The sequence below is a fragment of the Catenulispora sp. GAS73 genome (genome assembly GCF_041262085.1).
Classification (GTDB): Bacteria; Actinomycetota; Actinomycetes; order Streptomycetales; family Catenulisporaceae; genus Catenulispora.
In genome coordinates, this window is the sequence record NZ_JBGCCM010000004.1 from 405,679 (window position 1) to 425,006 (window position 19,328).

19 protein-coding genes and 1 pseudogene are annotated in these 19,328 nt (G+C 70.6%); 10 read left to right on the forward strand and 10 right to left on the reverse strand.

What is annotated here, in order from left to right:
* Positions 1 to 176 precede the first annotated feature (176 nt).
* Positions 177 to 2,849 (reverse strand): family 20 glycosylhydrolase, encoded by a 2,673-nt coding sequence (locus tag ABH935_RS08575; protein ID WP_370377251.1) that lies wholly within the window; start codon positions 2,847 to 2,849, stop codon positions 177 to 179.
* A gap of 206 nt (positions 2,850 to 3,055) precedes the next feature.
* On the opposite strand from ABH935_RS08575, the gene ABH935_RS08580 reads away from it, so the two are divergent.
* Positions 3,056 to 4,270, forward strand: a complete 1,215-nt coding sequence (locus tag ABH935_RS08580) for an ROK family protein (protein WP_370377252.1) — start codon at positions 3,056 to 3,058, stop codon at positions 4,268 to 4,270.
* On the opposite strand, the gene ABH935_RS08585 is transcribed toward ABH935_RS08580, so the two are convergent.
* Entirely contained in the window at positions 4,260 to 4,940 is a 681-nt protein-coding gene (locus ABH935_RS08585) for a TetR/AcrR family transcriptional regulator (protein WP_370377253.1), read from the reverse strand. The two genes, ABH935_RS08580 and ABH935_RS08585, sit on opposite strands and share 11 nt — an antisense overlap.
* Positions 4,941 to 5,056: 116 nt before the next feature.
* On the opposite strand from ABH935_RS08585, the pseudogene ABH935_RS08590 reads away from it, so the two are divergent.
* The 4 genes and pseudogenes from ABH935_RS08590 to ABH935_RS08605 form a co-directional block, all read left to right on the forward strand.
* Positions 5,057 to 5,509: pseudogene (locus ABH935_RS08590) on the forward strand (cupin domain-containing protein); the annotation flags it as partial.
* A 33-nt stretch (positions 5,510 to 5,542) separates the two neighbouring features.
* Positions 5,543 to 6,403 (forward strand): alpha/beta fold hydrolase, encoded by an 861-nt coding sequence (locus ABH935_RS08595; RefSeq protein ID WP_370377284.1) that lies wholly within the window; start codon positions 5,543 to 5,545, stop codon positions 6,401 to 6,403.
* Positions 6,404 to 6,507: 104 nt separating this feature from the next.
* On the forward strand, positions 6,508 to 7,518 hold the full coding sequence (locus ABH935_RS08600) for a zinc-binding dehydrogenase (protein WP_370377254.1): 1,011 nt from the start codon (positions 6,508 to 6,510) through the stop codon (positions 7,516 to 7,518).
* Between the two features lie 108 nt (positions 7,519 to 7,626).
* Positions 7,627 to 8,343: a hypothetical protein gene (locus tag ABH935_RS08605; RefSeq protein WP_370377255.1), complete on the forward strand. Its 717-nt coding sequence runs from the start codon at positions 7,627 to 7,629 to the stop codon at positions 8,341 to 8,343.
* An 84-nt stretch (positions 8,344 to 8,427) separates the two neighbouring features.
* On the opposite strand, the gene ABH935_RS08610 is transcribed toward ABH935_RS08605, so the two are convergent.
* A complete protein-coding gene (locus tag ABH935_RS08610; protein WP_370377256.1) occupies positions 8,428 to 9,510 on the reverse strand; it encodes a hypothetical protein in 1,083 nt (360 codons plus the stop codon).
* A 108-nt stretch (positions 9,511 to 9,618) separates the two neighbouring features.
* Here ABH935_RS08610 and ABH935_RS08615 point away from each other — a divergent pair, with 108 nt between their 5' ends.
* Positions 9,619 to 10,203: a TetR/AcrR family transcriptional regulator gene (locus ABH935_RS08615; RefSeq protein ID WP_370377257.1), complete on the forward strand. Its 585-nt coding sequence runs from the start codon at positions 9,619 to 9,621 to the stop codon at positions 10,201 to 10,203.
* A 239-nt stretch (positions 10,204 to 10,442) separates the two neighbouring features.
* On the opposite strand, the gene ABH935_RS08620 is transcribed toward ABH935_RS08615, so the two are convergent.
* A complete protein-coding gene (locus ABH935_RS08620) occupies positions 10,443 to 11,054 on the reverse strand; it encodes a TetR/AcrR family transcriptional regulator (protein WP_370377258.1) in 612 nt (203 codons plus the stop codon).
* Positions 11,055 to 11,122: 68 nt separating this feature from the next.
* Here ABH935_RS08620 and ABH935_RS08625 point away from each other — a divergent pair, with 68 nt between their 5' ends.
* A complete protein-coding gene (locus ABH935_RS08625) occupies positions 11,123 to 12,433 on the forward strand; it encodes an MFS transporter (protein ID WP_370377259.1) in 1,311 nt (436 codons plus the stop codon).
* Here the strand turns inward: ABH935_RS08625 and ABH935_RS08630 are convergent.
* Positions 12,403 to 13,032 (reverse strand): NADPH-dependent F420 reductase, encoded by a 630-nt coding sequence (locus tag ABH935_RS08630; protein ID WP_370377260.1) that lies wholly within the window; start codon positions 13,030 to 13,032, stop codon positions 12,403 to 12,405. The genes ABH935_RS08625 and ABH935_RS08630 overlap by 31 nt on opposite strands.
* Positions 13,029 to 13,901 (reverse strand): NAD(P)H-binding protein, encoded by an 873-nt coding sequence (locus ABH935_RS08635; RefSeq protein ID WP_370377261.1) that lies wholly within the window; start codon positions 13,899 to 13,901, stop codon positions 13,029 to 13,031. The genes ABH935_RS08630 and ABH935_RS08635 overlap by 4 nt, the downstream gene beginning before the upstream one ends.
* 85 nt (positions 13,902 to 13,986) lie before the next feature.
* On the opposite strand from ABH935_RS08635, the gene ABH935_RS08640 reads away from it, so the two are divergent.
* Positions 13,987 to 14,484 (forward strand): MarR family winged helix-turn-helix transcriptional regulator, encoded by a 498-nt coding sequence (locus ABH935_RS08640; RefSeq protein WP_370377262.1) that lies wholly within the window; start codon positions 13,987 to 13,989, stop codon positions 14,482 to 14,484.
* 6 nt (positions 14,485 to 14,490) lie between these two features.
* On the opposite strand, the gene ABH935_RS08645 is transcribed toward ABH935_RS08640, so the two are convergent.
* Positions 14,491 to 14,757: a hypothetical protein gene (locus ABH935_RS08645; RefSeq protein ID WP_370377263.1), complete on the reverse strand. Its 267-nt coding sequence runs from the start codon at positions 14,755 to 14,757 to the stop codon at positions 14,491 to 14,493.
* A 1-nt stretch (position 14,758) separates the two neighbouring features.
* Here ABH935_RS08645 and ABH935_RS08650 point away from each other — a divergent pair, with 1 nt between their 5' ends.
* Positions 14,759 to 15,079, forward strand: coding sequence for a hypothetical protein (locus ABH935_RS08650; protein ID WP_370377264.1), 321 nt, complete (start codon positions 14,759 to 14,761; stop codon positions 15,077 to 15,079).
* Here the strand turns inward: ABH935_RS08650 and ABH935_RS08655 are convergent.
* Positions 15,063 to 15,953, reverse strand: coding sequence for a LysR family transcriptional regulator (locus ABH935_RS08655; protein ID WP_370377265.1), 891 nt, complete (start codon positions 15,951 to 15,953; stop codon positions 15,063 to 15,065). The genes ABH935_RS08650 and ABH935_RS08655 overlap by 17 nt on opposite strands.
* Before the next feature lie 93 nt (positions 15,954 to 16,046).
* Between ABH935_RS08655 and ABH935_RS08660 the strand changes: the two genes are divergently transcribed.
* Positions 16,047 to 16,661 (forward strand): nuclear transport factor 2 family protein, encoded by a 615-nt coding sequence (locus ABH935_RS08660; RefSeq protein WP_370377266.1) that lies wholly within the window; start codon positions 16,047 to 16,049, stop codon positions 16,659 to 16,661.
* A 15-nt stretch (positions 16,662 to 16,676) separates the two neighbouring features.
* On the opposite strand, the gene ABH935_RS08665 is transcribed toward ABH935_RS08660, so the two are convergent.
* Positions 16,677 to 17,681 carry an oxidoreductase gene (locus ABH935_RS08665; RefSeq protein WP_370377267.1) on the reverse strand — a complete coding sequence of 335 codons (1,005 nt, stop codon included), beginning with the start codon at positions 17,679 to 17,681 and terminating at the stop codon, positions 16,677 to 16,679.
* Between the two features lie 43 nt (positions 17,682 to 17,724).
* Complete coding sequence (locus ABH935_RS08670; RefSeq protein ID WP_370377268.1) at positions 17,725 to 18,852, reverse strand: TIGR03364 family FAD-dependent oxidoreductase; 1,128 nt, start codon at positions 18,850 to 18,852, stop codon at positions 17,725 to 17,727.
* Between the last annotated feature and the right edge of the window lie 476 nt (positions 18,853 to 19,328).

Below are 19,328 nucleotides of genomic sequence, written 5' to 3' on the forward strand. Positions count from 1 at the left end.
CGACGGCCGCTTTGATCTGTCGCGTGTATAGACGCGCTCGCGGTGTGTTTGTTGGCGGTCGCCGCCGGAATTCCGCGCCGCGCGGCGCCGGTGGCGCGCGGCGCGGAACCCGATCGATCAGAGTGCTGACCCGCGTGCACCATGTGCGCGACGTACAGGCGGGTCAGCGTTCGTTCTTACGGCTGCCAGGTGTCCTGGTGCAGGCTGTCGGTCGACTGGACCCAGAACCAGTTGTGGACGTGGCCCGCGGAGTCGAACCCGAAAGCATGCTGCTCGGCGTTGTTCACGTTGTCCGCGAAGCTGTTCCCGACCAGGTTCACGACGCCGCCCGGCGTGCTCGCGCTCACGTCCTGCCAGGCCGGAGCCACCCCGGGCTTCGTCCAGACGTGGTCCAGGTGCCCGGTCGTCGCGTCCCCGAAGTACACGTGCTGCTGGCCGATGTACGTGAACCCGGACGGGTCCCCGGTGATCGGGAAGCCGCTGGCCGCGGTCAGGTCCTCCACCGTCGGCGAGCCGCCGACCTGCGGGTCGAACAACCAGTGCTGGAGATGCCCGGTGGTGTCGCGCGCGTACACGTGCAGGTCGATGTTGTCCGAGGGATTGCCGGCCCCGTCCACCGCGCCGGCCAGAGCCAGCGGAGAGGCGTCGGAGGCGAGCTGCGGACCGCCCCACTCCTGCTGGTGCACATAGCCCGGGTCAGAGGTCTGCCACCACCACATGCGCAGGTTGCCGTCCGTCCCGCGCGCGAACACGGCCTGGACCTCGCCCCAGATGACCGGGGACGGATTCCCGGTCAGCTGCCCGCCCCAGTCGGCGCCGGCGGAGACCTTGTTGGCCTGCACCGAGTAGACCCAGTGATGCAGGGCCCCGTCGGTGCCCCGCGCGAAGATCTGCTGCTGGACCCCGCCGATCCCGTTGTAGACGAACCCCTCCGGGTTGCCGGCGATGTCCGTGTACGGGCTTCCGCCCGCCTGCGCGGACGCCGTCCAGTCGTCCGCCCCCCACCTGCCGGACACCGAGCCGGTGACCCAGTGCAGCAGATGGCCGTTCGAGCCCCGGACGTACACGTGCATCTGCCCGGGCGAGGCGAACGCCGTGGGCAGGCTTCCCCGCGCGGCCGAGCCGGCTGGCGCCACCACCTCGGTGGCGTAAGGGCCCTGCGAGGTGTACGAGTACCACGTGTGCTCGACGCTGCCGTCGGGCTGGACGGTGAAGGTGTGCTCGGCGTTGTCGAACATGATCGCCTGCGAGCTCGACAGGGTGCCGCCGTACCCGGGGTCGCCGGCCGCCGGGGTGTCCAGGAAACCGGGAGCGCGGCCGATGGCGTCCACGACCGGGCCCATGGCCGCGTACGTCGGGTAGAGCTCCGCCGATCCCCAGGCCTTCTGCGCCAGGGCCCGCTGACGGTCCTTGAGGTCGCGTTCGAGCTGACCGATGTCGTAGCTGCCCGAGTTCCACACCGACATCTTGATGCCCGCCAGGTGCGGGTCGTTGTCCCCGCCGGGCAGCGTCAGCCCGCCGTCGAACGTGCCGGGGGCGAACTGCTGCCAGATCGACGTGGCGGTGCCCATGCCCTGGTTGCCCTCGTTGTAGTAGAGGGAGCCGGCGCTCGCGTTGATGAGCTGGTTGCCGTTGGCCGCGATCTGGGCCGGCGTCGAGAAGACGATGTCACACGATGAGTTGTAGTTGAAGGCGTGCAGCCAGTACTCGACGGTGATGTCGGGGTTGAGCCCCACGGACGAGGTCGGGAACAGGTCGTCGTTCCACATCCGCATCGACTTGCCGTGCTGCCGGATCAGGGTGTCCATCTGGTCGGCGAAGGTGCGGTAGACGTCCTGGATCGTGCCGCTGGGTCCGAACTGGCTCTTCGCGTAGGCCGTCATCTGGGGCAGCGCGGTGGAGTTCGGATCCATCTTCCGGCAGGCGTCCGCGTACTCGTCGCCGCCCATGTGCCAGATCGGCGTGGAGAACTGGTCGATGTACTGCGAGACCAGCTGCTGAGCCCACGCCACAGCGCTGGGGTTGGTCAGGTCGAGCGCTCCGGCGATGCGGCCGCCGGTGGTGCTGTTGGGGTCCAGGAGCTCGTACTGGGCCGGGATGTTCTCCCGCGCCGTGTCCATGTGGCCGGGCACGTTCACTTGGCCGACCAGGTTCACGTGGTACGCCGCGGCGAAGGCGCTGAGCTGCTGGAGCTGGGCGTTGGTCAGGCCCAGGCCGGAGACGTAGACCATCAGCTCATTGAGCTTGAGGTAGGACAGCTCGCGGATCTCGTTTTCCCAGAGGTGCACGGGGAACGTCCGCGCGCCGTTGTCCACCAACATCGACCGCACCTTGTACTTCGGCCAGTCGACCGCCGTACCGGCCGGCAGGTTGCGGTTCTGCCGCAGCATCTGCAGGATCGTCCGCGTCCCCCAGAACGCGCCGGTCTCGGCCGTCGCGCTCACTTGCAGCACCGGTGCGACGGTGAGCGCGTAGCCCTCGGTCCCCAGCTGCGTGTTCGTCGACCCCAAAGACAGGAAGACGTCGCCGGGAGAGGCGCCGGCCAGCGTTCCCTGCACGATCTGCGGGGTCGCGGCGTTCAGGTCCAAGGCAAGGTCGTTCGCAAAGGTCTGCGCGTCGGTCGTCAGGGCGGAGGCGTCCGCGGTGTTGACGACGATCCGGCCGCCGCCGGTCCACGAGTAGCCCGAACCCGAGCCGCTCGACCACTGCTGCAGGGCCGGCAGGACCGGGGGAGGGGCGGAGGTGGCGGCTCGGGCCTTCGACGCCGCACTGCTGAAACCGACGCCGGCTATCAGGAGTGAGAGGATCGCGACCAGGATGGTCGCGGGTCTGCTTCGATGGTGTGTCACCGGAGTCCTTCTGGATAGGTCGGAACGGATGCTGTGGCTGTCGACGCACCGATCTTCGAGGGCGGTGGGAGCAAGGAGAGGACCGAGTCACCCCTATTAAATAAGCAACTTGAAGGTAATATCCTGCGAACACACGTGTCAAGGTTCCGTCCGGTTGGCACCCTTCTGCCCTGGCCGGCCGAACGCCGCGTTGAGGGAGACAAAGCGTGACCACACGCAGCGGTGATCGATCACTGCTCCGGCGCATGAACTTGCTCGCGACCCTGCGCTGCGCGGGCGAGGTGCCGAAGACCATCGCGGCCTTCGCGGCGGCGACCGGCCTGTCCCGCACGGCCGCCGAGGCCGTCGTCCTGGACCTGGTCGAGCGGGGTTGGCTCCTGGAGGACGGCCAGGAAGGGCACCCCGGCGCCGGGCGCCCGGCGCGGCACTACCGCGTCCATGCCGAATCCGGCCTCTTACTCGGCATGGACATCGGCCCGAACAACATCGTCGTGACCGTCACAGACCTGCTCGGCGAGCCCTTGGCGTCCGTCCACCGCACCGTGGAGCCGGGTGCCTCCGCTCCGGAGCGGCTCGACTTCGCGGTCGGCGTTGCTGAAGAGGCGCTCGCCGCGGCCGGCAAGCAGCTGGCCGACGTGTGGATCGCCGGCGTCGGCACCCCCGGCATCGTGAACCGGGGCCGCGTCGAGCAGGTCATGACCGGCGGGGACTTCCCCGACCCGGATCTGGCCGCCAAGCTCAGATCCCGGCTCGGCTGCCCGGTGCTGTTGGAGAACGACTGCAACCTGGCCGCCGTCGCCGAACGCTGGCGGGGCGTCGCGCGGGACGTGGACGACATGGTGTTCGTGCTGTCCGGCAACCGCACCAGCGCCGGCCTGCTGCTCGCCGGCAAGCTCTACCGGGGCCACTCCGGAGGCGCCGGCGAGATCGGAGCGTTGTCCCGGCTCGGCTGGGACGAGGCCCCGACCCATCTGGAAGCACTGCGGGTCGAGGGTAAGACGGTGCGCCGGGAGCACGTCTTCGCCCTTGCCGCGCAAGGCGATCCGAAGGCCGTCGCCGCAGTGGACGCCTTCAGCCAGGGACTCGCCTTCGGGATCGCGGCGCTGGCGCTGGCCCTGGACCCCGAGGTGGTCGTGATCGGCGGCGGCATCGTGCGCGCCGGCGAGACGCTGCTGACGCCGCTGCGCCGCTACGTCAACGACTACACGTACTCGCGGATATCGACGGTCCACGTGTCGTCGCTGGGCAACCAGTCGGTGAGCCTCGGGGCCGTGCGCTTCGCGCTCGACGCCATCGACGCGTTCCTGGAGCGGACCGTGGAGGTCTCGTCGTCCTTCCCGGTGCCGGAAGCCGCGACCTTCTCGGACATCGACGCACCGGTCCTGCGCAAGGGGGAGGCGCGCGCCTCGGCTACCCGGTGACCAACGTCGCCCGGGTGAGTGTGGTCGCCGTCCGCACGATGCTGGCGACGGCCTCTTCGGGCGCCAGGCCGTTGAGATCCATCAGGGAGAACAACGCCTCGGCGCCCATCACGACCGACAGGTCCCGCTTGAGCTGAGCCAGCGTCTCCTTCACCTTCTTGCCGCCGCCGGCCGATTCCGCGTACGGCTGCAACGCCTCGTCGATGAGGCCGAACCGCAGGCCGGGCCGCGGCGGTGTGCTGCCCGGCCGCACGATCGTGGCGGCGATCATCGCGCGGATCGCGCCCTGCCGGCCCAGGACGTGCCGGGCCAGGTACTCAGCCGCCGCCGCGACGCGCACGACCGGATCGGCGGAGCCCGCGACGGCGGCCAGCGCCTCGCCCGGGGCGGGCAGCGTGTCCGCCATGGCCTCGGACAGCAGGCTGGCCAGGTCCGGGAAGTACCGGTAGGCGGTGGCCTCCGAGACCAGTGCCGCCTTGGCGACCTCCGGCATCGTCACCTCCCCGCCGGTGAGCATGAGCTCGGCGGCCGCGGCGACGATGGCCGCGTGCGTGCGCCGCTTCTGGTTGACGCGGCCGGTGGTCTGTGTCGGTTGTGGGGCCTGTGCCGGTTGTGCGGCCTGTGCCGGTTGCGGGGCCTGTGCTGGTCGCGGGGCCTGCGGGGTCGTCATCGGGGTCCTTCCGTGTCGCTGAGTCGACTCCCATCATAAGAGTTCACTTGCATGAAGGCCATGGGGCGCTCTATTGTCTTCCTGAGAGGAAACTCTCACGAAGGGAGAGAGCCATCATGACTGCCGTATCCGTCGTCGGCCCCGGCGACCGCGAACCCGTCGACCTGGGCCCGGCCCGCATCACGATCCTGGAGGACGGGTCCACGACCAGTCATCGCCTCGGCGTCGCCGAGATCCGGCTCGCCCCGCGCAGCGACGGCCCGCCGCAGCACCGGCACGCCGAGCACGACGAAGGGTTCTACGTCGTCTCCGGCACGGCGGTCTTCACCGTCGGCGCCACCGACCACGAGGCGCCGCGCGGGACGCTGGTGATGGTGCCGCCGGGGGCCCCGCACACCTTCGCCAACCCGGGCGACGAACCCCTCGTCATGATCAACACCTTCACGCCGGACCTGTACGTGCACTACTTCGGCGACGTGCGTGACGCGATGGCGCTCGGCGCCTCGATGCCGCAGGCCGCGGCCGAGGTGATGCCGCGTTACGCGACGACGGCCGCCGACGACTTCGCCTCCGACAGCACAGCCGCCGACGACGACACCGAGATATCTGAAGCACCCCCAACCCAAGGAGCACCCACCATGACCGCCCCGACTTCCACCGGCCCCACCTCCCGTACCGTCACCATCGCGACCGGGATGGGCATCGCGATCAGCGAGTTCGGCACCAACACCGAGGGCAGCGCCGTGCTGTACCTGCACGGCGGCGCCGGCCCGCGCACCATGCTGGGCCTGGCCGGCGCGCTGGCCGAGCACGTCTACGGCATCGTGCCGACGCACCCCGGCTTCGACGGCACCGCCCGCCCGGACCGCTTCGACACCATCGCCGACCTCGCCGACGCCTACCTGGACCTGCTCGACGAGCTCGACCTGACCGGCGTCATGATCATCGGCTCCTCCATCGGCGGCTGGATCGCCTCGGAGATGGCGCTGCGCGACAACCACCACCGGGTCGGCGCCCTGGTGCTGCTCAACGCGGTCGGTATCAAGGCCTTCGGCGACGAGCAGGTCACCGACGTCCGTACCTTGGCCCCGCCGCAGATCAGTGAGCTGTCCTTCGTCAACCCCGCCCTGCGCCCCGACTTCGCCTCGTTCACCGAGGAGCAGAAGGCCGTCGGCGCCGCCAACCAGAAGGCGCTCGCGCTCTACGGCGGCGAAGGCTTCACCCACGACCCCAAGCTGCGCCGCCGCCTGCACCGCATCACCATCCCGGCGCTGGTCGTCTGGGGCGAGCAGGACGGCATCGCGCCGCTCGGCTACGGCCGCGACTTCGCCGCCGCCTTGGGCAACGGCCACTTCGCGCCGATCGCCGACGCCGGACACTTCCCGCACATCGAGCAGATCGGCGCGACGCTCGGCGCCATCAGCGACTTCGTCGACACCGTCGTCAAGCCCGACGAGGCGTAGCGGAGCAGCGGTATCGGGAATGAAGTGGCGGTCACAGCATGTTGACCGCCACTGATCCTTTCGCTCTCATGCGAACATCCTGGCCCCGGGAAGCAGGCAGGCTCATGACATCCACGCCGACCACCATGCGCGCTGTCCGGCTCTCCGGCCCCGGGCCGGTGGAGAACCTGGAGCTGGCGACCCTCCCGCTGCCGCCCGAGAAGGACGGCTGGGTGCGGATCCGCGTCGAGGCGTTCGGGCTCAATCGCTCGGAGCTGAAGCTGCGACTGGGAGTGAGCGTCGGAGTCAGCTTTCCCCGGGTTCCGGGTATCGAGGCCGTCGGCACGGTCGACACGGCCCCGGCCGGCAGCGGGCTGGTCCCCGGGCAGAAGGTCGTCGCGATGATGGGGGACATGGGCCGTACCTACGACGGCGGATACGCCGAGTACACCTCGGTTCCGCTGTCGCAGGTGATCCCCGTCGACACCGACCTGCCGTGGGAGGTGCTGGGTGCGCTGCCGGAGATGGTGCAGACCGCTTACGGCTCGTTGACCGTCGGCCTGGACATCAAGGCCGGCCAGACCGTGCTGATCCGCGGCGGAACATCTTCGGTCGGCCTGGCCGCTGCGGCGCTGGCCGGCTGGCGCGGCTGCACGGTGCTGTCCACGACGCGGCGGGCCGATCGGCTGGCTTTCCTGAAGGAGCAGGGCGTCGACCATCCGCTGCTCGACGACGGCGAGGTCGCCGCCGCGGTGCGCGAGCTGTATCCCGACGGTGTCGACGGCGCGCTCGACCTGGTCGGTACGCCGACGCTGCCGGACACGCTGCACGCGGTGCGGGTGCACGGCACGGCGTGCTTCAGCGGCAGCCTGTCCAACCAGTACACGGTGCGGGACTTCTCCCCGAACGAGTACCTGCCGAGGGGGGTGCGGCTCGCGGGGTACTTCGGCGACGCCGCCGACCTGCCTGGGGACGTCTTCCAGGAGATCCTCGACGCGGTCTCGGCCGGGACGCTGGCCTTTCCGGTGGACCGCGTCTACGACGGGCTGGAGCAGGTGCGGCAGGCGCACGACGACATGGAGCACGACCGGGCCACCGGCAAGCTGGTCGTCCGGGTCCGGCACTACACAGGCTGACATCAAGCTTGCGGTCAAACACAGGTAGCTTCGCGGATACGCGATCAGTAGCCGCTCCCTAGGTTCGATGTAGCCCGTGATCGCGGGCTGCATCGAAGGGGGAGAGAGATGACTACTGCGACTGTTCGGCACCGGCTCGCGCTCGCTGCGGTGTTGGCCGCTGTGCCGCTCACGATGATGGGCTGCTCGTCGTCGGCCACCAGTGCCTCGGGCGCCTCGGGCGCCTCGGGCCAGAGCACGGCCTCGGCGGCGGTCGGCACGCCGACGTCCGGCACTGCCGGCGGCGGGGCCAGCACCTCGGCTGCTGCGGGGGACAGTTCCAGCAGTTCGGCGGCTGCCGGCGACGACGCCACCACCTCCGCGGCCGGCGACGGAGTGACCACCTCCGCCCCGGCCGGCGGCACCGGCGACGGGAAGTTCCCGAACGCCTGCTCGCTGATCACCCAGGACCAGGCCACGGCGGCGCTGGGCGAGCCCGTCAAGCCCGGCGGGCTGGTGCCGTTGCAGGGCGGGGGTGGCACCTGCAGCTACGGCGCGACCGACAACAGCCCGCACGACGTCGTCGTCCAGATCGCGGGCTCGGCCGTCATGAAGCAGGTCCTGGACGGCCAGAAGACCCAGCCCGTCTCAGGCCTCGGCGACGAGGCGTACGTCTACGGGATCGGCAGCGACATCTACAACATCTACGTCCGCAAGGGAACGACCACGATCGACATCAACATCGCCATCAAGGACGGCCACTTCGGCGCCGAGCCGGCCATGCCGTCGCAGCCGGTCGCCGACGCGCTGACCACGCTGGCGAAGACGGCGCTGAGCAAGATCTAGGTACAGGGGACGCCCGAGGGGAACTGTTGGCGGCGGCGCTCATCGGCGCCACCGCCGCGACTGCCCTACACTCCCGCGACTGCTCTACACCCCCGCGACCTCCGCCGACGAGTGCTCGTCAACGTGCTCGCCGTGCGCGTGCCCGCCGTGCCCGCCATGTGCACTGTGCCCGCCGTGCCCGCCGTGCGCAGCATGAGCGCCGCCGGCCTTCTTCCCGGTCCGCAGCCGGGTCCGCAACCCCGCAGCCGTCAGCATCAGCGCCGCGGCCGAGGCCCAGACAGCCAGAACCACCTCGGCGTGCGTACCGCCGTGCCCGTGGAAGAAGGCCACTGACCGAATCAGCGTGGCGGCGGCCCCGGCCGGCAGGTCCTGCCCGATCCGGCCCCACGGTGTCGGCAGCAGCTCCGGCGCGCTCGACGCCGCAGACAGCGGGTTGGACAGCAGCATCATCGTCGTCCCCGCGACGGCGAATCCGTAGCGGCCGATCAGCGATGCTGTCGCCGTGCTGAACGCGCTGATCGTCAGGATCGGCGCTGCGATCGCCGCGGCCACCGCGAGGTACGAGCCCGGCAGGAACGCCAGCGCGTGGCCCGCGATCAGCGCCACGGACGCCCCGCCCCCGAGCGCGAACAGCAGAATGCCCAGCGCGCGCTCGCGCAGATGCGGCAGCTTGATCGTCAGCAGCACTCCGCCGATCAGCGAGGACATCACCACCGGCAGCACCATCGACGTGAACGCCGCCCCGTGGGGGTCCGCCGCTGAGGCGGGGACCACGTCGCTCACCGGGACCGCGGGGGCGGTGCCGGTGAGCGGTGCCAGATGGGTGCCGACCTCGGTGAGCAGCGTCGCGACCGTGGGGCTGGCCGCCGACGCGATCAGCATGTGCGGACCCTGATCCGTCACCACCACCGCCCCGTACGCGTCCCGGTCGGCCAGGGCGGTGCGCGCTGCGCTCTCGTCCGGCACCTCGTGCACCGCGAACGCCCCCGGCGCCGCCGTCGCCAGCCGCTGCTCGATCGCCGCGCGCGCCGGGGCCGGGGCGCTCACCGCGAGCGGCACCTTGTGCGGCGCGCTGTGGACGGTCGGCGCCGTGAACGCGAACACCATCAGCGCCTGGATGCCGATCGCGGCCAGGGCGACGCCGGAGGGACGAGTGAGGTGCCGCATCGGCAGGCCTCCTAAAAAAGAACGCTCGTTTTGTTTCAACGACGGCTCCCATGGTGGTCCGCCGGGCTCCGCGTTGTCAAGAACGAGCGTTCGTTTTAAGTTGTCGGTGTGCCCAAGGTCTCCGAAGAACACGCCGCCGCCCGCCGCGAGCAGATCCTGTCCGCCGCGCAGCGCTGCTTCGCGCGCAAGGGCTTCCACGCCACCTCGATGAACGACGTCTTCGCCGAGGCCGGCCTGTCCGCCGGGGCCGTCTACAGCTACTTCAAGAGCAAGGACGAGATCATCGTCGCGATGTCCGAGCGCGCCGTCCGCGAGATCGTCCCCTTCTTCGACGCGGTCCTGGTCGAGGAGCCGACCCCGACCCTGGAGGACGTGACGCGCCGCTTCGTGGTCCGCCTCCAGGACGTGGCCGCCGGCGCCGGCTCGGTGGCCCCGCAGGTCTGGGCCGAGGCCACCCACAACCCGGCGCTGGTCCCCGTCGTCACCGCCAACCTGCGGCGCATGCGCGACTTCTGGACCGAGATCGCCCGCCGCGAACACGCCGCCGGCCGCCTCGCCCCGGACGCCGACGTCGAGGCGGTCGGCGTCGTACTGTTCGCGCTCACGCCCGGCTTCATCTTCGGCCACCTGCTGCTCGGCGACATCAGCCCCGAGACCGTGGAGCGCGGGCTGCGCGACCTGCGTCGGAAGTAGAGCGGGGTAGAACGGGGTAGATCGGCGCCACGAACGCCGACCCAATGCTCGCGTGGATCAACGCGGATCAACGCGGAGCCCGCCAGGCCGAACCGCGAGTCGCGTGCCTATGCGGGCGATCTTGCTCGGGGCTTCCCGCCGACGTGACTCAGGTGGTCGGTCCGGACAGGCGCGTCGAAGTGGGCACTGCGAAGCTTTCCCAGAGGTCTGTGGTGGATCGGCGGGCCGTGTTCTCCCCTTCACGCCGTCGTCTCTGCTGTCGTCGCTGTCGTCGCCGCAGCCAGCAGCGTCGCCGCAGCGGCTCGTGCGTCGGCGCCCGCGTCGGTGTTGCCCTCGATCGTGACCACGACGCTCGCGCCTTCGATCAGCAGGAGGAGTCGTCGGGCTAGGGCTGCGGGGTCTTCGACGTCGAGGCTCGAAAGGCGGTCCTCAAGTAGTCCTCGATAGCGGTGGAGGTGCGTGCGCGCTATCGCTGCCACTTCGGGGTCGGCGCGGGTGTCGGTGATGCCGTTGACGATCGCGCATCCGTGGTAGCCGGGCTGCGCGAACCACTCGGTGAGGACGTCGAAGACGGCCAGCACGCGCTCGGGCCCGGATGCCGTCGCGGTCGCGGTGGCTGTCTTGCGGTCGAGCCAGGCGTGGATGCGGTCGCTGTGCTCGCTGAGCATCGCCCGGACCAGCTCCGCTTTGGAGGGGAAGTAGCGGTACAGGCTCAGCTTCGAGGCGCCCGCGGCGGCCGCGATCTCGTTGACGCCGACCGCGTGTACGCCGCGTTCGTAGAACAGCGACGTCGCGGTCTCCAGGATCCGCGCGCGGGTCGCGGACGGGTTCGGCAGGACGCCTTTGGCCATCGGTGGCACCTCCTCGCCCCCAGAATACAGACTTGTACTGTCACGATACCGATCGGTACTGTCGATGCGTGGCACCGACCCGACGGCTCTGGCTGGCAGTCCTGTGCGGCTACCTCGCCCTCGGCGCGACCCTGCAGGAACTGCCCCCCTTCCTCGCCGGGAAGTTCCACGTCGGTCCCGCCACGACCGGCCTGGTCGTCGGCGCCGCCTTCGCCGCCACCGCAGCCGGCCGCCCCTTCGCGGGCCGCTGGGGCGACGCGGGCCACTCGCGCACCGTGGTCGTCGCCGGCGGTCTGCTGGCCGCATCGGCCGGCGCCGAGACTGTGTTCGCCCCAGACATCGCAGCACTCTTACTCTGCCGCCTCGTGATGGGCGCCGGCGAGGCGGCGCTGTTCTCCGGCGCGCTGCCCTGGGTCCTAGCCGACGCGCCGCCGGACCAGCGCGGCCGCGTGGCCGGCTGGTTCGGCCTGTCGATGTGGGGCGGCCTGACGCTCGGGCCGGTGCTCGCCGCCGGCGTCGGGGAGGCCGCGGACGCCGACGCGGTGTGGTGGACGGTCGCGGCGCTGCCGCTGGTGTCGGTGGTGCTGGCGGCTACGGCCAGGGCAACTGCGATAGCAACAACAGGTCAGACCTCAGCGTCAGAGTCAGAGCTGGCAATAGCACCCGGGCCGCCAACATCGGCCGCGACGACCACTCCCGCGACAGGTCTGGCGACAGAGCCGATTGTGCCAACGCCAACTGTGACTACCGCGCCAGCGCAAGTCGCCGAGCTGATAGTGCCGCCGACCGTCCCGAAACCGCCGACCCGCACCCCAAGCCGCCTCATTCCGGCCGGCGTGGCCCTGCCGGGATCGATCATCGGCCTGGCCGCCTATAGCTACGGCACGCTCGCGGCCCTTCTCGTGCTCTCGCTCGGCCACTCGGCCGGCAGGGTTGTGGCGCTCCCCGTCTTCGCGTGCGCGTTCCTTGTGGTGCGTGGCTTTGGCAGTCCGTTGGTTGACCGGCACGGCGGTGCCGCCGTCGCGCCGGTCACGTTAGTGGTGCAGGCTGTGGGGCTGGTGCTTTTGGCGGGGGCGCCGGGCCTGGTTGTGACGCTGGTTGGGGCCGCGATCACCGGGGCCGGGCTCGGTCTCATCTATCCCGCGACTGCCGCGATGACGCTTCAGCAGGCCCGGTCCGCGTCGGCTGGGGCGGCGGTCGGGGCCATGACCTCGTTCTGGGATCTCGGGATTCTGGTCGCGGGTCCGCTCGGCGGGTCGATCGCGGGGGCGGCCGGGTACCACGCCGCGTTCGGCGCCGCTGTGGTGGCCACGGTGATCGCGTTGGTCCTGGCCGTCCGCGCGAGTCTTCAGTCGAGGATGGCGACGGTCAGCGAGTAGTTCTCCGTCCTGCGGCCCTGGCCGAGGACCAGCAGACCCAAGCCCTCCAGCCAGCGCGCCATCTTCAACTCGCCGGTGTCCAGGGGGCGGAGCCCGAGGCTTTCGACGAACTCTGACACCGCCTTCTTGGCGTCGGCGTCGTCACCGGCGATGAACACGTCGACGGGACGGCCGTGGGCCTGGCCGGCGTCGACCGAGGCGGAGAACAGGGTGTTGAACGCCTTGACGACGTGGGTTCCGGCCGGCGCGGCCTCAGCGATCTGCTGCGCCGCCGAGCTGTCGTCCGGCGTGACGAGGTCGGTGAGCGTGGTTCGGTTGAAGGGATTGCAGATGTCGACGAGAACCTTGCCGCTCAACGAATCCCCGTACTGGCTGACGACCTTCAGGGAGCCGTCGTACGGCAGAGCGAGGATGACGATCTCGCCGCGCGGAGGCTGGCCGAGCGTTCCGGTGGTGACGTCGCCGCCGAGGCTGGCGGCCAGCGCCGCGGTCTTCGCGGCGTCGCGCCCGATCAACTCGACGGCGCTCCCGGTGGCGAGGGCGCGAGTGGCGATGCTGCGGGCCATGGTCCCCAGCCCGATGATGCTGACGGTGCTCATGACGCGTGTCCGTTCCCGGCAGCGAAGGCCGCCTTGTGATCGGTGATGAAGCGCTCGATCGTGATGGCCGGATGGCCCGTGACAAGCTCGACGTCCGGACTCACCTCGGCCACCGAGCCGTCGGTGGCGAAGATCGTCATCCCCTCGACGATGTGAAGCTGCTGCCAGCCCGGCGCGCCGGCGTCCGCCAGCGAGGCCACGAGGGCTTGCAACGTCGGCGTGACGTGCGCGACCGGTGTGCCGAGGACGTCGGTCAGGTGCTTCGCGACGTCGCCGAACGTCAGAGACTCCGGGCCGGACAGGTCGTAGACCCGCGCGTCGTGCTCGTCCGGAGACGTCAGGATCGTCGCGGCGACGTCGGCGATGTCCCGGACGTCGACCGGCGCGAGCCGTTCGTCGGCGAGGGCGACCGGGAGTGTGCCCGCGCTGATCGGACCGGCCAGGCCCAGCAGGTTCTGCATGAAGTAGCGGGGCCGCAGGAACGTCCATCCCATGCCGGAGGCGGCGATCCTGGCCTCGACGTCGGCATGCGCACGCCCGACCCACGAGGGTTTGTCAGGGCCCGTAAACGCGTTCCCGCTCGACACCTTGACGATGTGCCGCACGCCGGCCTCCCGCGCGGCCTCCACGACGGTGCCCTGAAGCGCAGCCATATCAGGGTGCTGGCTGCTGTTGAGGAACACGACGTCGACGTCCCGCAGCGCGGCGGCGACCGACGCGGCGTCGGCGAAGTCCATCGTGACGTGGTTCGCGGCCCGTTTCGCCCCGCTGTCGCGCGTGGCCGTGCGGAACTCCACATCCGCCCGCCCGCCGAGCCGCGCCGTCAGCGCGCGCCCGATGCTGCCCGTAGCCCCGGTGATGAGTATCACGGCGCTTCCCTTCCCCTGCATTGGTTGACCAATCAACCATAGGCAGACTTTGGTTGAGTGGTCAACCTTTAGCTAGGATGGCAGCGTGACGGCAGAACCGAAGTGGCTCGACACCCGCGAGGACCGCGCCTGGCGGACCTTCGTCAACGTGCACCACGAGCTGATGCTCAGGCTCCAGCGGCACGTGATGGCCGACTCCGGCCTGGTCCTGGCCGAGTACGAGGTGCTCGCCGTGCTGTCGCAGCACCCTGACGGCCTCATGTCGGCGCAGGAACTCGGCAGCCAGCTGCGGTGGGAGAAGAGCCGGCTGTCGCACCAGGTCCGCCGGATGCAGGACCAGGGCCTGGTCGCCCGCGAGCCGAACCCGGCCGACGCGCGCAGCTGCATGGTGCGCCTGGCGCCGAAAGGGCGCCGCACCATCGAGGAGGCGGCGCCCTGGCACGTCCAGCACGTCCGGCGGGACTTCATCGACCTGATCACGCCGGAAGAGCTGGAGACACTGATCGCGGTCAACGAGCGGGTGCTCGGTCATCTGGCCGACCGGGCCGGATCCGAGGATTCGGTCCAGGGCAAAGGGAAGTAGACCCCCTCACACCAAAGCCGGGTGATTCGCCCACCCGACCTTGTACGGATGCTGAGCCTGCCAGTGCCCGACGACCTCCTCGACGCCCGGCGTGGCGAACGCCTTCGCCAGCGCGTCGGCGTCGGCGACGGCGATCTGCACGACCGCGGTCGCGATCAGCGCCGGAATCTCCTCCTCGCCGGGCACCGGGATGTGGCGCGCGGCGGCGAAGGACTGGACGACACCGGTCTCGCGCAGCACGCGTTCGATGTCCGCGAGGTATCGATCGAGCACCGTGCCGATTCTGGGCGTCGGCGGCACTAGCAGCGCCCGGGACAGCGGCAGCACAGGCCGTACCGCCAGCGCCGGAAGCACCGGAAGCACCGGCAGTGCCGGAAACGAAATCGCCGACGTCGTCCAGATGCTGCACCTGATCGCCGCGACCGGCGTGATCGAAGTCCTCCCGCGCTCGCTCGTCGCGTCCCTGCCGGCCGGCGTGCTCTGCGTCCCCGTCCTCGACGCCCCGCCGAGCCACATCGTGCTGGCGTGGAACGAGCAGGACCGGCGGCCCTCGGTCGCCTCGTTCGTGGCCGCCGCGCTCAAAGCGGTGCGGTGAAGGCCGCTGCGAGCTGATCGAGCAGCAGCGCGGCGGACGGATGCGGGTCGCGGCGCGGCGTCAGCGCGTAGATCCCGCGCGTCGGAGGGTCGGTGAGAGCCAGTACTTTGACATCCGGACGCAGAGCGCTCACCAGCACGCCGGGTATCAACGCTATGGCGTGTCCGGTCGCGACGAGGGCGGTTTTCCCCAGCAGGCTGGCCGCGTTCAGGTCGATCCGGGCACTGACCCCGGCGCGCGCGGCGTGCCGCCGCAGCAGCTCGGCCGAGCCGTCGTTGTCCTCGGCCCACGTCTGGTCGGCCAACTCCCGGATGTCCACGCGGTCGCGCGCGGCCAGCCGGTGATCGGGCGGGACCACGACGACCATCTCGTCGATCCCGAGCAGCCGCCGGTCCAGGCGCGCGTCGTCCGGCAGCCCCGGCGGCGCGTCGGTGACGACGGCGACGTCGAGCTCGCCGGCGATCACGCGATCGTGCAGTTGCGGGGTCAGCGCGGGCAGCAGGCTCCAGGTCAGCGGCCCGGCACCGTCCAGCAGGCGGCGGATCGCGGCGGGGACGATCCCGGCGGCCAGCGACGGCGTCGCGCCGACCCGCAGCGGCCGCCCCGGCGCACCGTCGCCGGCCTCGCGCGCGGCCCGGATGGCGCGATCGGCTTCGTTCAGCACCGCCTGGGCGTGGTGGCGGAACACCTCCCCGGCCGGCGTCGGCCGGACGCCGCGCACGTGCCGCTCGACGAGCGTCACGCCGACCTCGTGCTCCAGCCCGGCGATCTGCCGGGACACACCCGACTGCGTGTAGCCGAGCTCGGCCGCCGCCGCGGACAGCGAGCCGAGTCGGCAGACGGTCAGGAACGTCCGCCAGGGAGTCAGCGCCATCTCTCCAGCATGCCGCACGATATGCCGATCACGCATAGCCAGCCTGCGAAATCTGCGCTTGTCGCAGATCAGGCGATGCAGCACGCTCGGCATATGAAGACACCGCACACCACCGCCGACGTGAAGGAAGCGGTGCAGAAGGCAGACGTCGTCCTGTTGTGCCTGTTCGACGGACCGGCCTGTCAGCAAGTCCTCGACCAGATCTACGGATCGCTGGGAACAGACGTCGTGGTGCTCAACACCAGTACCATCTCCCCTGGCGAGGCGTCGCGCACGCCGCTGCCTGTAGCGGCCGAACTCGCCGACGCTGCCGCGGCGTCCGAGGCCGACATCATCGTCGCCGCGACAGCTCCCGTTGTAGACGACGCTGTGCTCGAACCGCTCCGCGCCTACATCCGCGGCCACGCGACCGGCGATGCGTCGCACTTCCGCAAAGCGTTCCTCCCCACCGCGCACATCGAGGGAATCCGGGGCGGGGCCTTCGTGTCCTGGCCGTTGGAGAAGTACTGCTCCCTGTTCAACGGTGAGCCGGCCGAGGATGAGGCGACGCGGACGCGCCGTATCGACAGCGTCCGCGTCTACGGGACTGTGGCCTCGGCGAGTATGACGCTGCACCACGGTGCCGACACCTTCACCGACATCTTCCTGCTGGTGCATGCCGATGGCGGTTGGCGGATCGCCAACAAGGCCTACCACCGGCACAGCTAACCGTGGGCCACCGAATCAGAACGCGTTGATCCCCGTGAGCTCCGCCGACAGATCCCACAGGCGCGCCGCGGCCTTCGCGTCGGCTCCCCACGGATTCAGCCCGGTGCGGATCGAATTCGGGTCCTCCGGATCGACGATCGGTGCGACCTCGCAGTCCTCCAGGTAGACGCCGCCCATGCCGTCCAGCGCCGGCGAGGTCACGGCCCATGCCGCCGTCGCGGCGCCGGCCTCCACCGACTTCCACGTGATGAGCGAGTTGCCCTCGCCGTCGATCCAGCCGAGGGCGAGCTGGTCTTCGGGGACGACGTGCCGCTGCAGGTTCGTGCGGATGCCGCCGGGATTGAGTGAGAACGCCCGCACGCCGGAGGGCTCGGCGAGCAGGTCCAGGTGCAGGGCGAACAGGATGTTCGCGGTCTTCGACTGCCCGTAGGCCTGCCAGCGGTCGTATTCCTTCTCGAACTGCGGGTCGTCCCAGCGGATGTCGGAGAACTTGTGGCCGCGCGAGGAGAACGCCGCGACCCGCGCGCCGTCGCCGGCGGCCAGGGCCGGCCACAGCAGGTTCGTCAGGGCGAAGTGGCCGAGGTGGTTGGTCGCGAACTGGAGCTCCCAGCCGGGGCCGACGCGGGTGAGCGGCGGGGCCATCACGCCCGCGCAGTTGATCAGGTAATCGATGCCGCGGCCGCTGTCCAGGAAGCGGGACGCGAACGCCCGCACCGAATCCAGGTCCGACAGGTCGAGCTGGTCCACCTCGACGCGCCCGGCCCCGGCCCCGACTGCGGCCCCGGTCCCGACCTCGATCCCAGCTCCGGCCAGGGCCGCGCGGGCCTCGTCGGGACGGCGGGCCGGGACGAGCACGTTCGCGCCGGCCGCAGACAGCGCCCTGACATCCTCCAGGCCCAGTCCCGAGCCGCCGCCGGTGACGACGGCGAACCGGCCGGTCAGGTCGTGTCCGGCCAGCACCTCGCTGGTCGTGCTGGCAGCGCCGAATCCGCTGCCGATCGGCTGTTGCGTACTGGTCATGATCCCGAGCCTAAGCAGCGCGGGAGCGGGCAGCCAGGCCCTGTCAGACCCTGCCTGACAGGGCCTGGCTGACGATCTCCCGACCGAACCCGAACCCCGTCGTCATCCCGACCCCGGCCGTCACCGCCGCGACGTGCACACCCTCGGCCGGCGTCGCGGCCAGGAACGGCTCCGGCGCCGAGGCGTACACACCGCGCCAGCGCTCCCGCACCGTCAACCGCTCCACGCCGAGCAGCTTCGCCGTCTCCCGCAGCACGGCCGCGTCGAGCTCCTCGTCCTCGAACGGAAGCAGTGTCGTGGCGTAGCTGTGGGTGTCGCCGATGGTCAGCGTCCCGTCGGGGCGCTGCGTGAACATCAGGTTCAGGCCGATGGCGACCAGGTCGGGCGTCTCACGGGTGAGCCGATCGCGCAGCGCCGGCAGCGAGGGGCATTCGGCGAAGCCGCCGTAGCGCAGCATTGAGAAACCGGTCTGCACCGCCGGTTCGACGGCGCGGCCGGTGGGATTGTCAACGCGCAGCATCCGCAGCGCGCAGCGCTGAACCCCGTGCTCGGCGGCCAGGCCGGGGAAGTGGCGGTCGACGTCGTGGCCGGTCGCCACGATCACCTGCTCGGCACGCAGAACGCCCCGGCTGGTCGCGACCCTCCCCGGCTCGATGTCGTGCGCGGTCGTGGACCAGCGGAACCGAACCCCGCGCCCGGCAAGGTATTCGGCGATCTTCGGCACGCTCTCGCGCGGGTCCACGCGCAGATCGTTCGGCAGCCACGCGCCGCCGACGACCCCCGGGCCGAACGAGGCACGCTCGGCGACCTCGGCGGGGGTCAGCATCCGGGCCTCGTCGGCGCGCAGACCGGCGAACTCCTCCAGGACCGCGAGTTCGTCCTCGGCGCGCGCGACCATCAGCGTCCCGGTGCGCTGCGCCCAGAACTTGGCCTCCTCGGCGAGGCGGAGCCAGGTCGTGCGGGCTATGCGTCCGTACTCCAGCGCCTTCCCGGACTGTGCCGTCGCGCAGGCGTGGCCGAAGTTGCGGATGGACGCGCCGGTGGCCCGGGCGTCGCGCTCGACGACGATCACCGACAGCCCGCGCTCGACGGCCTCGTAGGCACAAGCCAGTCCGACGATGCCGGCCCCGATGACAAGGATGTCCGCTGATCCCGAATCGGGGTTCGTCATATGGCTACCGTCCCTCGGCGCGTCGCTGATCATCTGCATCGGCAAGCTAGGCGGGGCGGCGCCGACAAGCTGGAACGCCATCCGAACGCCACGTTAACGGCGCCTGTCCAAACCGGACAACCATCTCCCTAATTCACGTGGTTTCGCGGATACGTGTGCGTACCCGACCTCCGTAATGTCGTGCTCGGTCAAACGGGACGTACGCGAGGGGGATCCGATGCGAAAAGCAATCCTGCCCGGGGTGGGCGTCGTCGTCATGGTGGCGGCGCTGGCAGGCTGCGGTTCGAGCGGTGAGTCGACGGGGGTCGGCTCGACGGGGCCGCGTTCGGGTCATACGTCCCAGCAGGCGGGGGCCACCAGCGGGGGACCTCTCGGCGGGGGGGGGGGGGGGGCCCCCCCCCCCCCGCGCGGGGGGGGGGGGCTGGGGGGGGCGGGGTTGGGGGGGGAAAAAGAAAACCCCCCGGGGGGCCGGCCGC